This is a genomic window from Amycolatopsis sp. NPDC088138, from assembly GCF_044741685.1.
Lineage (GTDB): Bacteria > Actinomycetota > Actinomycetes > Mycobacteriales > Pseudonocardiaceae > Amycolatopsis.
In genome coordinates this window covers 1,072,480-1,088,174 of the sequence record NZ_JBIUTB010000002.1, presented here as the reverse complement: position 1 = coordinate 1,088,174, position 15,695 = coordinate 1,072,480, and the positions used below count along the sequence as shown (strand labels likewise).

The 15,695-nt window shown below is 71.9% G+C and carries 12 protein-coding genes; 7 read left to right on the top strand and 5 right to left on the bottom strand.

Features of this window, described 5'->3' with window-relative positions; translation table 11 throughout:
• Window positions 1-37: 37 nt before the first annotated feature.
• Together ACIOD2_RS12685 and ACIOD2_RS12680 are read left to right on the top strand one after the other, a co-directional pair.
• Window positions 38-445 (top strand): RidA family protein, encoded by a 408-nt coding sequence (locus ACIOD2_RS12685; RefSeq protein WP_400538020.1) that lies wholly within the window; start codon window positions 38-40, stop codon window positions 443-445.
• Between the two features lie 12 nt (window positions 446-457).
• Window positions 458-1,567: a pentapeptide repeat-containing protein gene (locus ACIOD2_RS12680; protein ID WP_400537127.1), complete on the top strand. Its 1,110-nt coding sequence runs from the start codon at window positions 458-460 to the stop codon at window positions 1,565-1,567.
• Here ACIOD2_RS12680 and ACIOD2_RS12675 read toward each other — a convergent pair.
• Entirely contained in the window at window positions 1,564-2,079 is a 516-nt protein-coding gene (locus tag ACIOD2_RS12675; protein WP_400537125.1) for a hypothetical protein, read from the bottom strand. The genes ACIOD2_RS12680 and ACIOD2_RS12675 overlap by 4 nt on opposite strands.
• Window positions 2,080-2,321: 242 nt before the next feature.
• Between ACIOD2_RS12675 and ACIOD2_RS12670 the strand changes: the two genes are divergently transcribed.
• Window positions 2,322-3,389 carry a DUF3068 domain-containing protein gene (locus ACIOD2_RS12670; protein WP_400537123.1) on the top strand — a complete coding sequence of 356 codons (1,068 nt, stop codon included), beginning with the start codon at window positions 2,322-2,324 and terminating at the stop codon, window positions 3,387-3,389.
• Window position 3,390: 1 nt separating this feature from the next.
• On the opposite strand, the gene ACIOD2_RS12665 is transcribed toward ACIOD2_RS12670, so the two are convergent.
• The gene (locus tag ACIOD2_RS12665; protein WP_400538018.1) at window positions 3,391-4,086 is read right to left on the bottom strand and encodes a class I SAM-dependent methyltransferase; all 696 of its coding nucleotides are present in this window, start codon (window positions 4,084-4,086) and stop codon (window positions 3,391-3,393) included.
• A gap of 173 nt (window positions 4,087-4,259) precedes the next feature.
• On the opposite strand from ACIOD2_RS12665, the gene ACIOD2_RS12660 reads away from it, so the two are divergent.
• Window positions 4,260-5,507 carry a glycosyltransferase family 4 protein gene (locus ACIOD2_RS12660; RefSeq protein WP_400538016.1) on the top strand — a complete coding sequence of 416 codons (1,248 nt, stop codon included), beginning with the start codon at window positions 4,260-4,262 and terminating at the stop codon, window positions 5,505-5,507.
• Window positions 5,508-6,436: 929 nt separating this feature from the next.
• Here ACIOD2_RS12660 and ACIOD2_RS12655 read toward each other — a convergent pair.
• Both ACIOD2_RS12655 and ACIOD2_RS12650 read right to left on the bottom strand, forming a co-directional pair.
• Complete coding sequence (locus tag ACIOD2_RS12655) at window positions 6,437-6,619, bottom strand: hypothetical protein (RefSeq protein WP_323322329.1); 183 nt, start codon at window positions 6,617-6,619, stop codon at window positions 6,437-6,439.
• 3 nt (window positions 6,620-6,622) lie between these two features.
• The gene (locus ACIOD2_RS12650) at window positions 6,623-8,314 is read right to left on the bottom strand and encodes a hypothetical protein (protein WP_400537121.1); all 1,692 of its coding nucleotides are present in this window, start codon (window positions 8,312-8,314) and stop codon (window positions 6,623-6,625) included.
• 70 nt (window positions 8,315-8,384) lie between these two features.
• Between ACIOD2_RS12650 and ACIOD2_RS12645 the strand changes: the two genes are divergently transcribed.
• Window positions 8,385-9,590 carry a polysaccharide biosynthesis protein gene (locus ACIOD2_RS12645; protein WP_400537119.1) on the top strand — a complete coding sequence of 402 codons (1,206 nt, stop codon included), beginning with the start codon at window positions 8,385-8,387 and terminating at the stop codon, window positions 9,588-9,590.
• Between the two features lie 311 nt (window positions 9,591-9,901).
• Window positions 9,902-10,849, top strand: a complete 948-nt coding sequence (locus tag ACIOD2_RS12640) for a hypothetical protein (protein ID WP_400537117.1) — start codon at window positions 9,902-9,904, stop codon at window positions 10,847-10,849.
• Window positions 10,850-10,892: 43 nt separating this feature from the next.
• On the opposite strand, the gene ACIOD2_RS12635 is transcribed toward ACIOD2_RS12640, so the two are convergent.
• Window positions 10,893-14,900, bottom strand: coding sequence for an alpha-(1->3)-arabinofuranosyltransferase (locus ACIOD2_RS12635; protein ID WP_400537115.1), 4,008 nt, complete (start codon window positions 14,898-14,900; stop codon window positions 10,893-10,895).
• Window positions 14,901-15,043: 143 nt separating this feature from the next.
• Between ACIOD2_RS12635 and ACIOD2_RS12630 the strand changes: the two genes are divergently transcribed.
• The gene (locus ACIOD2_RS12630; RefSeq protein ID WP_400537113.1) at window positions 15,044-15,694 is read left to right on the top strand and encodes a class I SAM-dependent methyltransferase; all 651 of its coding nucleotides are present in this window, start codon (window positions 15,044-15,046) and stop codon (window positions 15,692-15,694) included.
• Window position 15,695 lies beyond the last annotated feature (1 nt).

The window sequence follows — 15,695 nt, the reverse complement described above, 5'->3', positions numbered from 1 at the left end:
GTTTACTTCAAGCGTGAAGTCAATCGAAGGGAACGTCATGCCCGAGTTCTTCGTCACCCCCGGCTACGGCCCCAAGCACCTGGACGCCCTGCACTACACCCAGGCGGTCCGGATCGGCGACCGCGTCGAGATCTCCGGCCAGGGCGGCTGGGACGACAACACGGTCTTCCCCGAGTCCCTCGAAGAGGAGATCGTCCAGGCCTTCGAGAACGTCGAGCGCACGCTCGCCACGGCGGGCGCGAGCTGGGCCGACGTCGTCGCGGTGGATTCGTTCCACATCCCCACGGCCCCCGACACCATCGGCGACGACCACACGAACGTGATGGTCGAGCAGTTCCGCAAGCGCATGGGCGACCGGGCGCCGATCTGGACGCAGCTCGGCGTCGCGGCGCTGGGCGCCCCGGGCATGCGGGTCGAGATCCGCGCGACGGCCATCGTGGACTGAGACACTGCGCCGGTGAAGGTGCTCAGGAACGAGGGGTGGCGCCGGCGCGGTGCGACGTGGTGGTGGCGGATCCTCGTCATCGTGGTGCCGGTGGCGGTGATCGCCGCGGCCGCGGTCACGCTGCTGCTGGTGTTCGTCGACGCGGACACCCCCGCGAACCGGATCGAGCTGATCAAGACGGGCCTGACGGTGGGCGCCGGCACCGGCGGCATCGTCGCGCTGGTGCTCACCGGACGCCGGCAGTGGACCACCGAGCACGACGCCACCGAGCGGCGACTCACCGAGCTGTACCTCAAGGCGGTGGAGCAGCTGGGATCCGACAAGGCCGCGATCCGCCACGGCGGTTGTTACGCGCTGGAGCGCGTGGCCCAGGACAACCCGGCCCAGCGGCAGACGGTGGTCAACGTGCTCTGCGCGTACCTGCGGATGCCCTACGACGAACCGGCGCCGACGAAGAATCCGGTGCGGCGCCCGCTGGCGCCGGGCCGACGGCCGGGTTTGCGGCCCGCCTCGCGGCCGGGCGGGGAGGCGCGGCAGGAACGCGAAGTGCGGCTGACCGTGCAGCGGATCCTGGAGTACAACCTCAACCCCGGCCGCGGCCCCCGGCGGAACGACCCCACGTTCTGGCCTGACATCGACCTGGACCTCGGCGGCGCCACGCTGATCGACTTCTCCCTGCTCGGCTGCCACTTCCGCACCGGCAACTTCACCGGCGCCACCTTCGTCGGCGACGCCTGGTTCGACTACGCGAACTTCGCCCGCAGCGCGACGTTCGACGACGCGACGTTCACCGCCGGCGCCCGGTTTCCCAACGTGGTCGTCGGCAGCACGGCGTGGTTCGGCAAAACGCGCTTCTCGAAGGAAGCCCGGTTCACCGGCGCGAACTTCACCGGCGCGGCGGTCTTCAGGGAAAGCGCCTTCGCCGAGGATGCCGTGTTCACCCTGGCCACCTTCAGCGAACACGCCGATTTCGGCCGAGCCTCGTTCGCCGGAGCCGCCGATTTCGAGGAAGCCGACTTCGCCGAGGAGGCCGGCTTCGAGGGGACGCGCTTCTCCAGCCCGCCCGCCTTGGCCGACGTGAAGTTCCGGCGAGGCGTCCCGGACATCGCGAAGCCGGGCTAAGCCGCGTCCACCTCCACCAGCCTCGCCAGTTCCAGCAGCGTGCCCTCGAAGCCGGGACCGGCGGTGAGCGCCACCGTGAGCGGACCCCCGCGCCGGTCCGTGCCCACCGGGAGCGTCACCGCCGGCTCCGTCCACTGGGGACGGTCCGCACCGGCCGAGACGACCACGTCCGGCCGGGGTACCCGGCGCCGTCGGAAACCGGCGTCGAGGTCGAGTACCACGTTGCCGTGCAACGAAAGCAGGGCGGCGACGTCGGCCACGGCGTCGCGCAGCTCGCGGTCGGCGATCGAGTCGGAGTGCGCGCCGATCGCCGGGGTGGGCGGTTCGCCGTCGTGGCCGAGGCGGGGCACGAACCGGGCGAGGTCGCCGCGGCCGCAGACGAGCGTGCGGATGCCGGGGATGCCCGCCGAGGGGTCCGAGAGGCTGACTCCCACGCTCGCGGCCGCCGCCACGATCCTGGCCCGCCAGCGTGCGGTGGCCGCGATCGCGACCGCCGAAGGATCCTGCGCCAAAAGAGGGGTTCTCCTTGCTGTCCCGCGCGGCGGAGTGAGGATCGTCCGATGGTGGGCCCACGCCCGTTGTGCCCGGGAACAAACATGTTTGGTCGTTTGGTGCGAACGGCGGCGTACATGCCGCCTTCCGGCCGTACGCGGTGTCTGTGACCGCGAGTCACACTTTGACGCCCGGCGTGGCGCGGGCCACTATCCGGGCACCTGATTACCGCCCGGTAATTTGCGTGAAACCAGGAGGACCGTTGCGACGCGCTTTCGGCCTGATCTTGCTGGCACTGGGGGTCTTCGCGGTCGCCGGAGCGGTGCTCCTCCCGGCCTACGTCTACCCCAAGCTCGCCAAGGTGCCACTCGACCAGGACTCGACGTCGATCCTCGAGGGCACCGCGAGCCAGGTGCTCGCCGTGACGGACAAGGGTGATGGCCCGGTTTCGGAGATCCGCAAGGACGCTGACCTGGTCGCGACCGCCCACGTGCAGGCGAACTTCGCGGCACCGGAAATGCGTGAGGACACCGACTACGCGGTCTGGCTGCTGGCCGTGCAGGTCACCGACAAGGCCGACGGCACCGTGCTCAGCGCGAGCAAGCGCCAGGTCTGCTTCGACCGCCGCACCGGTGAGGGGTACGAGCCCCACGGCGAAACCGACCCGAAGTGCGACATCAAGAGCAGCTACGTGACCGAGCTGCAGGACAAGGCCGCCAAGGAAGGCGACAAGCCGCCGGAGACGAACGAGCTCAAGGCGCAGCCCGGCCTGAACTTCAAGTTCCCGTTCGGTACCGAGCAGCAGGACTACAAGGTCTACGACGACAACACCGGCGCGGCCGTCACGGCCAAGTACTCCGGCACCGAGACCGTGGACGGGATCGAGGCCTACAAGTTCGTCCAGAACATCCCGGACACCAAGCTGGGCTCGAAGGACGTCCCGGGCTCGCTGGTCGGCTCCACCGATCCGACGGTCAAGGCCGACCTCTACTACCGCGGCGTGAACACGCTGTGGGTGGAGCCGGTCACCGGGATCGAGGTCAAGCAGCAGCAACAGCAGCACCAGGAGCTGCGCGTCGGGACCAGCGGCACGTCGACCGTGGTGTTCGACGGGACCCTGGCCTACAGCCCGGAAACCGTCGCGAAGATGGCGGACCAGGTGAACGCGAACAAGGGCAAGCTGGAACTGCTGTCCAGCACCGGCCCGCTCTGGTTCGGCATCGGTGGCGGCGTGCTGATCATCGCCTCGATCGTGCTGCTGGCCCGGCGGCGCCGGGCCGAGCCGCCGGTCCCGCCGCGGCGGCGGGAACCGGTCGGCGCCGGCCGCTGACTCAGCGGCGCCGCAGGACCAGCACCAGATTCCAGGAAGCCAGTTCACGCAGGGCCGGGACCCGCACGATCCACATCGCCCAGCTCGGGTGATAACGCGGGTACCCGGCCACCAGCTCGGCCAGCGGTGTCGTTTTCGCCCAGTGCAGCGCGGCCCCGACCGAAACCGGGAACAGGCTTTCACCGAATTTGTTCTTCGGCTGCTTCCCGAGCTTCCGGAAATACCGCTGACGCGCGTAGTAACCACCCAGGAAATGCCACGGTGCGGTCTCGTGACCGCCCCACGGGGAATACCACGGCGTGAACGACGCGAAGACGGTGCCGCCGGGCTTGGTGACCCGGCACATCTCGTCCAGCATTACCCACGGCTCCGCCACGTGCTCCAGCACGTTCGACGAGTAGCAGACGTCCACGGATCCGCTGCGCACCGGCAGTTCCGTGCCGCTCGCGCGGATCATGTTCTCCCCCGGCTCGCCGCGCGCGGACAGCTCGCCGACGTCCGGGTCGACCCCGAGGTAGGACGCGCCGGCCGCGCGGAAGGCGTCCGAGAAATACCCCGGACCGCCGCCGACGTCGAGGATCGTTCGCCCGGACAGCGGAGTGTGCGCCGCCAGTTGCCGGACGGAGTCGGCGGCCAGTGCCGAGTAAAAGCCGTCCGGGTCGGTCTGCTCGGTCAGGAAAGTGCGGAAGAGCGTCACGGAACGGCGGAGCGTGGCGCGGTGCGGCTCGGCGTTCGGGGCGACGACCGGATTCACTGCCATTGAACCATCGCTTTCCGAAATACGTTCATCTACTGTGTACGCATACCGTGTACGCACCGGTAACCTAGCATCGTCGCTACAGTTTGGATAACCCGATGGATCGTCCTCGTGTGCTGCTGGTCAACTGGCGCGACACCGGCCACCCCGAGGGCGGCGGGTCCGAGCGGTACGTCGAGCGGATGGCCGAAGGACTCGCGAAAGCGGGCTACCGGGTCGAGATCCAGTGCGCGGCCTACCCGGGCGCGACCGCGGGCGAATGGCGTGACGGCGTCCGCTACCGGCGCCGCGGCAACAAGTTCGGTGTCTACGTCCACGCGCTGCGGGCGATCCGGCGGGCGCGCGCGGACCTGGTGGTCGACGTGCAGAACGGGATGCCGTTCTTCGCCCGGCTGGTGGCCGGCTGCCCGGTGCTGGTGCTCGTGCACCACGTCCACAAGGAACAGTGGATCAGCGCGCTGGGCGAGACGCTGGGCCGGGTCGGCTGGTGGATCGAGTCGCGGCTGGCGCCGTGGCTGTTCCGCAAGTGCCGCTACGTCACGGTTTCCGAGGTCACCAAGGCTGAGCTGGCCGAGCTGGGCGTCGGCCGCGAGCGTGTCGCGGTCGTCGCGAACGGACTCGACGCGCCGCCGCCGGTGGCGTCCGAACGGGACAGTGCGCCCACGCTGGTCGCGGTGAGCAGGCTGGTGCCGCACAAGCGGATCGAGCACGCCATCGACGTCGTCGCGCGGCTCGCGCGGCGCTGGCCCGAGCTGCGGCTGGAGGTCGTCGGCCAGGGCCCGTGGGACGAGGTGCTGCGGGCGCACGCGGCCGAGCGCGGCGTCGCGGACCGCGTCACCCTGCACGGCTGGGTCGACGAGCAGGCCAAGCACGAGATCCTGGCGCGCTCGTGGCTGCACCTGTGCCCGTCGGTCAAGGAGGGCTGGGGCATCGTCATCATGGAGGCGGCCGCGCACGGCGTGCCCTCGGTCGCCTACCGCGCCGCCGGCGGGGTCGCCGAGTCCATCGTGGACGGCCGGACCGGCCTGCTGGCCGACGACTTCGAGGACTTCACGAACCGGGTCGACGGGCTGCTCGCCGACGGGCTGCGCCGCACCGAGATGGGCCTGGCCGGGGCCGCACGGGCCGGGAACTACAGCTGGGACCGGAGTGTCGGCGAGTTCGCGTCACTGGTCCGGGACGTCGCCGGCGTCCCGGCGCCGCGGCCCCGGGTCCTGAGCCGCCCCGGCCTGGTCCCGCACCGCGTCCCGGAACTGCTCGGCCAGCCGTCCGGCGGCCGCCGCGCCGAAGTCCTTGCGGCGGGCCCGCACGGTCACCGTGGTGGTGTCCCCCGTGGTCGCCGCGCCGAACGCCACGCCTGAGCGGCCGCTCGCCGCCGGGTAGAAGGCGATCGAGCGGACGGTGTCCCCGGTGGACACCACACCGAGGTTCGACACCAGGAACGTCGAGCCGAGCCGGCTCGCGAGCAACCGGGTGCCCAGCCGGGCGATCCTGCTGCTGCGCGCGGGGAAGTCGGGCTCGGGCGGCTGCGCGCGCAGGACGTCCGCGACCCCGGCGGAGTCCGGATCGGACGGCAGCCGCAGCCGGAAGAACGCGCTGTCGTGCACGGGTTCCGATGCGGCACCGGGGCGCCACGACGCCCCCAGCGCGGCCACGACCCGGGCCGTGCGGGCGCCGTGCGCGCGGTTCCAGCGTCCGGTCGCGTGGGTGGCGGCCGCGACGAACCCCGCGGCGCTCAGCCGCAGCCGGGGCATCCGCCGGGCCTCGAAGACGTCACCCGCGCGCTCGGCGTCCCGATCGGGCACGATCCGGCCCGGCGGCGCGAAAAGCGCCTCGGCGAGCCGCTGGACGGCCGAAACGAGGAACGGCTTCCCGCCGCCGGTGCGCTCCCCGATCCCGCGTGCCGCGGAGGAAACCGGGACGTCGAGGAGGAACCCGAGCAGCGCGAGCAGGCCGAGGCCGTCGAGCGCGCCGTGGTGGGCGGCGACGAGCAACGCCGGCTGATCGGTGCGGACGGCGACGCGCACCAAAGGCGCGCCCCGGTCGTAGGGTTCGGCGGCGAACCGCGCGCGTACCTCGGAAAACTCGGCGCCTCGGGCCTGTTCGACGGCCGGCGCGGGGCCGAGGTGCGGGTACCGCGGGAGGGCGGCCGCGAGCCGCGCGCGGAGTTTTTCCGGTTCCGGGGCCGAGAAGAGATCCGCCTCCAGGAGGATGCTCCAGGAGACGGTGGGGTCGCCGTAGAGCCCGACCACGCGGTGGGCGTGATCGGAGGCGAACTGCGTCATGCGCGTCAGCGGTTCCCGTACAACTTGGCCGGGTGGTCCGCGGGGTTGTACTTCACCTGCTGGTTGAGCTGCTGCTGGACCGCGGCGGTGCTGTCGGGGTCACCGCTTTCGATCAACGCGAAGCCCGCGCCCGTCGCCAACCCGCCTCCGATGATGACGGCGGCCACCACGCCGATGAGCGTGCCCACGTGTCACTCCTTCTTCCGCGGCGGGAAAATCCTGCCGCGGCCCAATGTACGCATCGGTAACATGCGGCACAACAGTGCGACGCAGAGCGACGTGAGCACTACGCTGTCCGCCGCCAAGGCCGAGGCCCACGCAACGGCTTTCACCGGTGCCTCACCCGGGGTCCGGTACAGCGTCAGCCATTCCCCCGACCACACCTGCGTCGCGCCGGCGAGCAGCCGCGGGTCGACGTCGCCGGGAGTCCCGTGCTCGACGAGGATCCAGCCGATCCCGGCGCCGGTGAGCTCCTGGGCGGACGTCGCGGCGCGGACGTCGCCGATCCGCGGGTCCTCGCCGGCGATCCGCTCGGTGCCGACCTGCAGGGTGTCGTCCGTCAGCACGGGTTTCGGGAGCGCGCGCGGCGCCGGGTCCAGCTGCGTGCGATCGCCGTTCCACGCGAAGCCGCGGAACGCCGAGAGCGGCAGCGCCAGGACGTCACCGGGACGATCGTCGGCACCGAGCACTTCGGACACCGCGCGCCAGTCGTCCGGGTACTGCGCGGTGGCGAGCCGGCCCCAGCCGCCCCACGCCAGATCCGGCATGGTGAGGATCGGGAAGAGCGCCGCCGCCGCGACGAGCCCCGCGCGTCCCGGTTGCGTCCGCAGTTTCGCGGCCGCGGCTTCGATCGCGAGCGCGAAGCCCATCGCGAGCGGCAACGCCCACCAGGCCACCCACTTCTGCGCGTCACGCAGCAGTCCGGCGCCGGGGAGGTGCCGCGTCGCCACGTCCAGCAGTGTTTCGCCGAACGGGAGCGTCGCCAGCGACGCCAGCAGGACCCCCGCGACGCCGAGGAGGAAGAGCGCGCGGACCGGCGGTGTGCCCCAGCGCGCGGCGAGCGGTTTCAGGCCGGCCAGCGCGATCGCGACGGTGACGAGCACGAGCACCGGGATCAGCGGCATCGCGCGGCTGCCGGGCACGGTCTCGGAGTTCCAGATCCCGCCGAGGCCGAGGACGCTGAGCAGCGCGGGGCCCCAGCTTTCGGCGCGGGCGCTGAACGCCGAGACGCCGGCCGGGTCGGAGTAGGTGCCGCCGGCGTTGAGGAACGTCGGGACGAGCCACGGCAGGTTGAGCAGTACGGAGATGCCCAGCGTCGCCGGGATCCGGCGGGACCCGGCGGCCACGACCGCGACCGCGGCGGCGAGCACCCCGCCCGGCGGCGTCAGCACCGCGGGCGCGCAGGCGAGCACGAGCCGCAGGAGCGCTTTCGGTTCGTGCTCGCGGGCGGCGAGCCCGGCCGCGACGATCCACGGCAGGCTCGCGTACGTCAGCAGGAGCGGCCAGTGGCCGATGAACAGCCGTTCCGCGAGGTACGGCGTCCAGGCGTACGCGGTCGCGGCGACCAGCCGGGTGCCGGTGTGCTCGGTCGGGACGAGCTTGCCCGCGCCGTACGCGGCGAAGAAGATCGCCAGCAGCAGCACGATTTTCTGGACGATGTCACCAGGCAGCACGGTGGTCGCGAGCGCGACGGCGGTGTCGGCCGGCACCGACCGCGGCAGCGTGGCGCCGATCCCGAAGGCGTCCGGCACGAAGGACAGCCGCGGCGCGAACACCATGTCGTAGCTCAGGACGAACCCGCGGCCGAGCAAGGGCGCGCAGACGGCGAACGCGAGCGCGGCGGAGACGGCGGGAAGGGCCAGCCGCCTGCCCGGTGCGTCCACGGCCCTTCCTTTCCGTTCCCCGCGCGGTTATCGTCGCTGCTCATTACTCGCCGGTAATGGGAGCCCGTCGTTGAGCGTAGACACCGAAGCCGGACCGGCGCGGACCGGCAACCGGATCGCGGCGATCCTCGTCTCGCTCGCGCTCGCGGGCAACAACGCGGGCAGCTACGTGCTGAGCCTCGCGGCGGCGCGGATCCTCGTGCCGGGGGCGTTCGGTGAGCTGAGCTCGCTGCTGGCGGTGCTGGTGATCGGCGTCGTCCCGGCGATGGCGCTGCAGACGGTGGTGGCGCTGCGGGTGGCCCGCTCGCCTTCGCTTTCCCAGGGGCCGCTGTTCGCTCTGGGGCTCGTGACGAGCGGGATCGTCGCGACGGCGGCGTTGACGCTCAGCCCGTTGCTGGTCCTCCTGCTGCACCTGGGCTCGCTGGCGCCGGCGCTGCTGGTGACGGCGTCACTCGGCCCGCTGACGCTGCTGGGGCTGTTTCACGGGCTCCTGCAGGGCAGCCACCGCTTCGCGACACTGGCCGGGCTGATCGCCCTGGAGGGCGTCGGCAAGGTCGGCGGCTCGCTGGCAGGCCTGCTCATCTCGGGCTCGACGACGGGCGCCCTGGCCGGCACCGCGATCGGCTCACTGGCGGTGGTGACGGCGAGCTGGCAGATCTGCGGCCGCCCGCGCCCCCGCTGGTCCGACCGCCACGGCCGCGACGTCCTCCACACGGCCCAGGCGATGCTGGCGCTGGTGCTGCTGGTGAACCTGGACCTGGTCCTGGCCCGCCACACCCTGCCCGCGGCGGAGGCGGGCGAGTACGCCCTGGGCGCGATCGTCACGAAGATCGCGTACTGGCTGCCGCAGGCGGTGGGAGTCTTGGTCCTGCCGCGGTTCGCCGTGGTCTCGGACCGTCGTCGTGCGTTGCCGGTGGCATTGGGTATCTGCGCTGCTTTGGACGCGGTTGTGGTCCTGGTGACTCTGGTGTTGGGGTCCCGGTTGCTGCCGCTGATCGGCGGGGTGCGTTACGCCGGAAGCACTATGCCGTTGTGGCCGTTCGCGTTGGCCGGGTCGATGCTGGCGTTGGTGCAGATCCTGTTGTACGCGCGGCTGGCGGACGGCGACCGCCGGGTGACGGTGCTGATGTGGGCGGCGGTCGCGGTGGAGGCCGTGCTGATCCCGGCCTGGCTGCACGGCTCGGCGATCCAGGTGGTGACGGTGGCTGCTTGCTGTGCCGGAGGGTTGGCGGTGGCGGGGGCTTTGGTGGAGCTCCGGTCCCGGCGCACCGGTTGAGCACGAACGGACCGTTCGCGACGGCGCACGTCTCCGCCGCCGGGTGACGGTCTGATGTGGGCCACGGTGGCGGTGCTGCGTGGGCGACCTGGATTTGGTGGAGGTGCGCCCAGCGCGCGGGCTGAGCACGAACGGACCGTTCGCGACGGCGCACGTCTCCGCCGCCAGGTGACGATCCGATGCGGGCCACGGTGGCGGTGCTGCGTGGGCGACCCGGATTTGGTGGAGATGCGCCCAGCGCAGGCTGAGCACGAACGGACCGTTCGTGCGTTTCGCTTTCCCTCCGATGAAGATCGTTTCATCCTGGAGGGGTGCGAAGAGGAGACTGGATCCACCACCCGATGGTGGCAGGTGACGGTCCGCGGGTGGTCCGCGCGAGCCTGCTGGAGAGCGTCGGTGTCCCACGACGAACGATCGCCCGGCGATGCGAGCGTGATGGTCCGTGGCAACGCCTGCTGCCGGGGATCGTGCTGCTGGAGAACGGTGAGCCGACCGACGAACACCGGATCCGGGCCGCGTTGCTGCACGGCCGTGACGGCGCGGTGCTGACCGGGATCCACGCGATGCACCGGCACGGGCTCCACGGCGCCCCCGCACCCACGGATGTCCACATCCTCGTACCCGCGGACCGCCGGGTCGGCAGTACGGCGTTCGTCCACGTCGAACGGACCACACGGCTGCCTCCTGCCCAGCTGCTTCGCGAGGTCCCGGTGGTTCCGGCGCACCGGGCGGTGATCGACGCCGCGCGGCGCACGCGCAACCACGACGCCGTCGTCGCGATGATGGCCGAGGCGATCCAGCGGCACCGCTGTACCCCGGAAGCCTTCGCACGCGAGCTCGCGGACGGCAAGCGTGCGGGAAGAACCCTGCCCGCCCGTGCTCTGGCTCCACTGCTCGGCGGCGCCCGCTCGGTGGCCGAGGTGGACGCGTGGCGGTTGCTCGGCCGCGCGGCACTGCCCGGGTGCCGATGGAACGTCAAGCTGTTCACCCCGGGCGGCCGTTACATCGCCACCCCGGACGCCTGGTGGGACGAGGTCGGTCTCGCCTGGGAAATCGACTCCCGCAGCCATCACGCCGGGCCTGGCGACCACGCCGGGACGCTCGCCCGGAACACGCGTTACCTGAGAGCGGGCGTGGTCGTGCTCCAGACCCTGCCCGCCCGGCTCCGCGGTGAGCCGCAGAAGGTGCTCACCGAGTTGCGAGCGGCCTACAGGATCGCCTGCGGCCGACCCCGCCCAGCCGTGCACGCCCGGGGTTGACGATGGAGGATTCTGGCCACCTGACGTCCCAAATCCTCCATCCTCAAACCGCCGCCCCAGGCGACTTCCGCGCAAACCAATCAATGCACGTAGCCACCGTCGCCGCGGCAGCCAGCAACAGCGCGGCTTGCGTCACCGGCCCATAAGCCCAGTCCTGCCCATGCCCCAAGACCCGCCCGGTCACCGAGACCGCAGCCGCCAGCACCATTCCGCCAAGGGCCAAGAACCGCGGCGCCCGTTCCGAGAACTGCCGAGCCAGCAGGCAGGCGATCAACAGCACCACCGGCAGCATCCCGCCCAAAGCAACCAAAAGCCCGATCAGCAAAACCGGCACCAAGACCGAGCCCCCGGCCAAGACCGGGAACGGGCGGCGGCGAGCCGGCCAGGCCACCCCCACCAGCAACAGCAGCACCGCAAGACCCCCGATCAGCAGGTCAGTGCGGTACGAAGCATCCGGCGTGAACGAAAGCGAGACCACCCCACCCGCACCGGCCGGGACGATCCATGCCTGCTGCCAGCCGTCCACCCGGGTCCGGGCCAGCTGCTTGCCGTCCAAAGTGGCCACCCAGCCCGCGTTCGCGTTCTCCGGCACCGCGAGCACCGACTCGTCGCCCGGGGCCACCGTCACCGATCGCGACGTCGCGTCCCACTTGCCGATCTGCACCGCCCGGTGCGCAACGGGGGCGACTTCAGAAGAAGGCCGCAGCCACAGGTCCTGGACCACGAACGAGTCCGAGCGGTCCGTGCGCAGCTCGTGCCCGCCCGGCGCGAGTTCGATGCCACCCTCGGAGTCGCGGCACATCGTCAGCGGCAGCGGCCGGTGGTCGATGATGTCCGACAGCGTGCCCGTCACCGACGTCCGGTAGTCGAGGCCGTCCAGGTGGACGTTCGGGCCCGCGCCGCACGGCACCGTGAACGCCGGGTCCGGCCCCGGCAGGAGGCCATCGGTGCCGGACAGTTCCAGGCTGCCGATGCCGACCACCGCGCGGGCCGCCGGATCGTCGTCGTCGCCGGGCACGACGAGCTGCAGCTGGTCGGTGTCCAGGGGTTCGAAGGAGCCGGACCCGCTCTCGTCGAGCTGCACCGTGCGGTTGCCCGTCTTGCCGACCAGCTCCACCTGCCGCGGCGCCTTCGCCCCGCTCGACGGCGAAACCCCGATGTGCAGCCCCGTGATCCGCTTCGGCGCGGTCCAGCCCAGCGTCAACGTCGGCCGCAGGTCGGTGACGTCGGGACGCCACGTCGTGCCCGGGTCGCCGTCGACCGCCGCGAACCCGCTCGCCGCCGGGTCGCCGCCGAGCTGGGACGTCGAAGCCACCGTCACCCCCGGCAGGGACACCGGGTTCTTGCCGCCGCCTGCGGGCAGCACCGAGCCGCCGAGCAGGAACGTCGCGTCCGCCGGGGTGCTGAACAGCCGCCGGATGCCGTCGGGTTCCTCGCCGTCGCGGGCGGACGTCGCGTCGCAGCGCACCGCGCCGCCGGACGGGAGGCACGCGTACCGCGGCTGCGCGCCGCGTGTGAACGCGAACCCGGGCGCCGCGCCGGTCGGCAGGTCCGCGGGCACCTCGAGCGCGCGCTGCGGCTCGGTGCCCGGGATGTTCAGCTCGGCGATGCCGACGTTGCCGTCCTGCCGCCCGACCACCAGCGACAGCAACGTGATCCGCACCTTCGTGGTGACACCCGCCGCGACGGGGTAGCTGTGCGCCCCCGCGCCGCGGATGACCTGCTGGTCGACCGAGCCGTTGTCGGTGGTGATCCGGACGCGGGTCGCCGGCCAGCCGACGCGCAGGTCGTCGACCATCTGCAGGTCGACGGCGGTGACCAGGCGCGGGGTGTCGAGCTCGACCTCCAGCCACTGCCCGACCGGGCCGGTGAACGACGACGACTGCCACGCCGTGCGCGGGTCGCCGTCGATCGCGGCGAAGGGCTGGTGGCTCGGGTCGGAGCCGCCGAAGGCGTCGGCGAACGACGCGGCCGTCGATGCCGTCACCGAGCGGATCCCCCGGTAGGCGGCCACCGTCTGGTGCTCCTGCCCGGGGAACGGCAGCACGTCACCGGCCGCGCGCTGCTGCCGGAACGCCTCACCCGCGGTGAGGGTCTGGCTGAGGTTGTCCCGCACGCCGCCGACGTTCCGCTCGGCTCGGCGCAGCCCGTCGGTCACCAGGCGCGGCCCGCCCGGCGAGCCGCCGTCGCCGGTGAGCACCGTCGGCGTCGCCGGGTCGAGCTGGCCGGAGTCGATCAGCGGGATCAGGTTCTCCGGGCCGCCACTGACCGTCGGGACGTCCTTTGTGGACGTAGCGGTGGCCAGCGGCACGGGCCGCTGCACCTCGTAGATCTCCAGCGGCCCGAACGTCGCGGCCTTGCCGATGCCCGGTGACCCCGCCAGTCCCGCACGCAGGGTGGCGATGGACGGCGCGTCGGTGCGCTCCCGGTCGATGTCGTTGCGCAGCATGAGGAACCGGTAGCCGGACCGCGCGAGCAGCGCGGCCAGCCCGGGGTCGCCGCGGCCGTCCGACAGCGCGGCGTCGACGGAGTCCATCAGCCGGGTGTTTCCTTCGGACCCCAGCGGCACCTGGTTGCGCACCGCCCACGGGCTCTTCGCGATCGCCTGCGCCGGCTCGTCGACCGTGCGGCCCCAGTCGTACTCGCCGAAGCCGGTCGCCGGCAGCAGCAGCGTCCGCGCGTTCGGGTCGGCCTTCGCGACCCAGCCCGTCGCGTCGTACCAATAGCCCGGCACCTCGTCCCAGCCCGGGCCGGAGCGCAGGTTCAGCAGCCACGCGGGCGCGGCCATCACCAGGATCAGCAGCAGGCCCAGCGCAGGCCGCAGGAACCGGCGCGCGGACTTCACCCGCACCGGGCTGGAAATGCCGTGCACGAACGCGAGCATCAGCGGCAGCCGCAGCACCGGCTCGAACTTGTGGACGTTGCGCAGCGGGGCCAGCGGCCCGTCGAGCAGGTGGCGGACCTGCTCCGCGACCGGGCTGTCGAGCGTGCCGACGTACCCGATCGTCAGCAGGGTCAGGCCGGTGACGACGCCCAGCACGAGGAACCGCCGCTCCGGCAGGCCACGCCGCGTCAGTCCGAACAGGCCGACGCCGGCGACGAGCCCGGTCGCGAGCATCAGCACCGGGTTGTCGATCAGGGACCAGCCGCCGGGCCACCAGGGGGTGCCCTGCACGACGTAGGCGACCCACTGGTTCGTCCCGCGCAGCACCTCGAACAGTGACATCGGCGCGGTCGTGTTCGTCGCGGACTCGATGTAGTCCAGGAACGGCAGGCTGTACTCGCCGAGCAGCAGCAGCGGCAGGATCCACCACAGCGTCGCGCCGGCGACGAACACGGCCCACCAGACGACGAGCCGGACGTGCTCGCGGGTCCACTTGCGCGTCAGCAGCCACAGTCCCGGCAGGACGAGGGCCATCACGACCATCGCGCCGTTGACACCGCCCATGCACAGCACGGCGATCGCGGACAGCCCGGCCGCGCGCCGCGGCGAGCCGGTCACCCCGGCGCGCACCAGCGGCACCAGCACCCACGGCAGCAGCACCGCGGGCAGCATCTCCGCGGACAGACCGCCGATTTCGGTCAGCATGCGCGGCGCGAGCGCGTACCCGAGTGCGCCGATCAGCCGGGTGCGCTCGGTGCCGATCTTCATCGCGCGGGCCAGCAGCAGCGCGCCGCCGAACGCGGCCGAGAGCAGCAGCGCGCCCCACAGCCGCTGCGTGACCCACGCGGGTATCCCGGCGGCCTGGCCCAGCGCGAAGAACGGGCCCATCGGGAACAGGTAGCCGTACGCCTGGTTCTGCAGCTCGCCCGCGGTCGCCTGCGGGTTCCACAGGTGCAGCGCGCGGCCGAGGAACGCGAGCGGGTCGACGGCCAGGTCGAGCTTGGTGTCGAACGTCGTCTTCCCCGGCATCTGCAGGAACGACAACGTGGTCAGCGCCAGCACGATCCACGTGCTGGGCCGGCGCACGAAACCGCCCGGCGAGAACTTCCGGGTGCGCTCCGAGGGCGGAGCGTCGTCCCGGGTTCGTTCGCGGGTGGCGGTTACCATCCGGTAGATACTAGGCCGAAACCTGGCTACCATGTGCCGACGATTTTCCCCGGTTTCCCGAACTCCCCGGCAGGTGTGCCATCTCTTCCGACGAAACGGCGTTCGAAGACGCCTGGGCTTCGGCCGAGCCCGTCAAGGGCTGGATGACGCGCGCACAGGGCGAAGCGCTCTGGGACGCCGCGCGCCGCCTGGAAAAGGGCGACGTCATCCTCGAGATCGGCAGCCACCAGGGCCGCTCGACGATCGTGCTCGGCGCGGCCGCGCGCACGGCCGGGGCCACGGTGATCGCGGTCGACCCGTTCGTCGACGGCCGGCTCTTCGGCGGATCGCCGACGCGGCAACTGTTCGAGCGCAACATCCGCGAGGCCGGGCTGGACGACGTCGTCGAGCTCGTCGCCGGTTACAGCACGGCACTGCGCCCTGACTGGGACCGGCCCATACAGCTGCTTTACATCGACGGCAAGCACGACTACTGGACCTACACCGACGATCTGCGCTGGTCGGAGCACCTGCCGCCGGGTGCGGAAATCCTGGTCCACGACTGCTTTTCCTCGATCGGCGTCACGCTCGGCACGATCGCGAAAGTCCTCTTCGGACGCCGGTACACCTATGTGGACCGCGCGACGTCGCTGGCGCGGTTCCGGCTTTCCCCACCGTCCACGGCGGACCGGCTCCGGGTGCTCGCCCAGCTGCCGTGGTTCGCCCGCAACGTCGGGATCAAGGTGCTGCTGCGCCTGCGGCTGCGGCCGGTGGCGCGGTTGCTGGGCCACGACAGCCCGTACGACCCGTACTGAA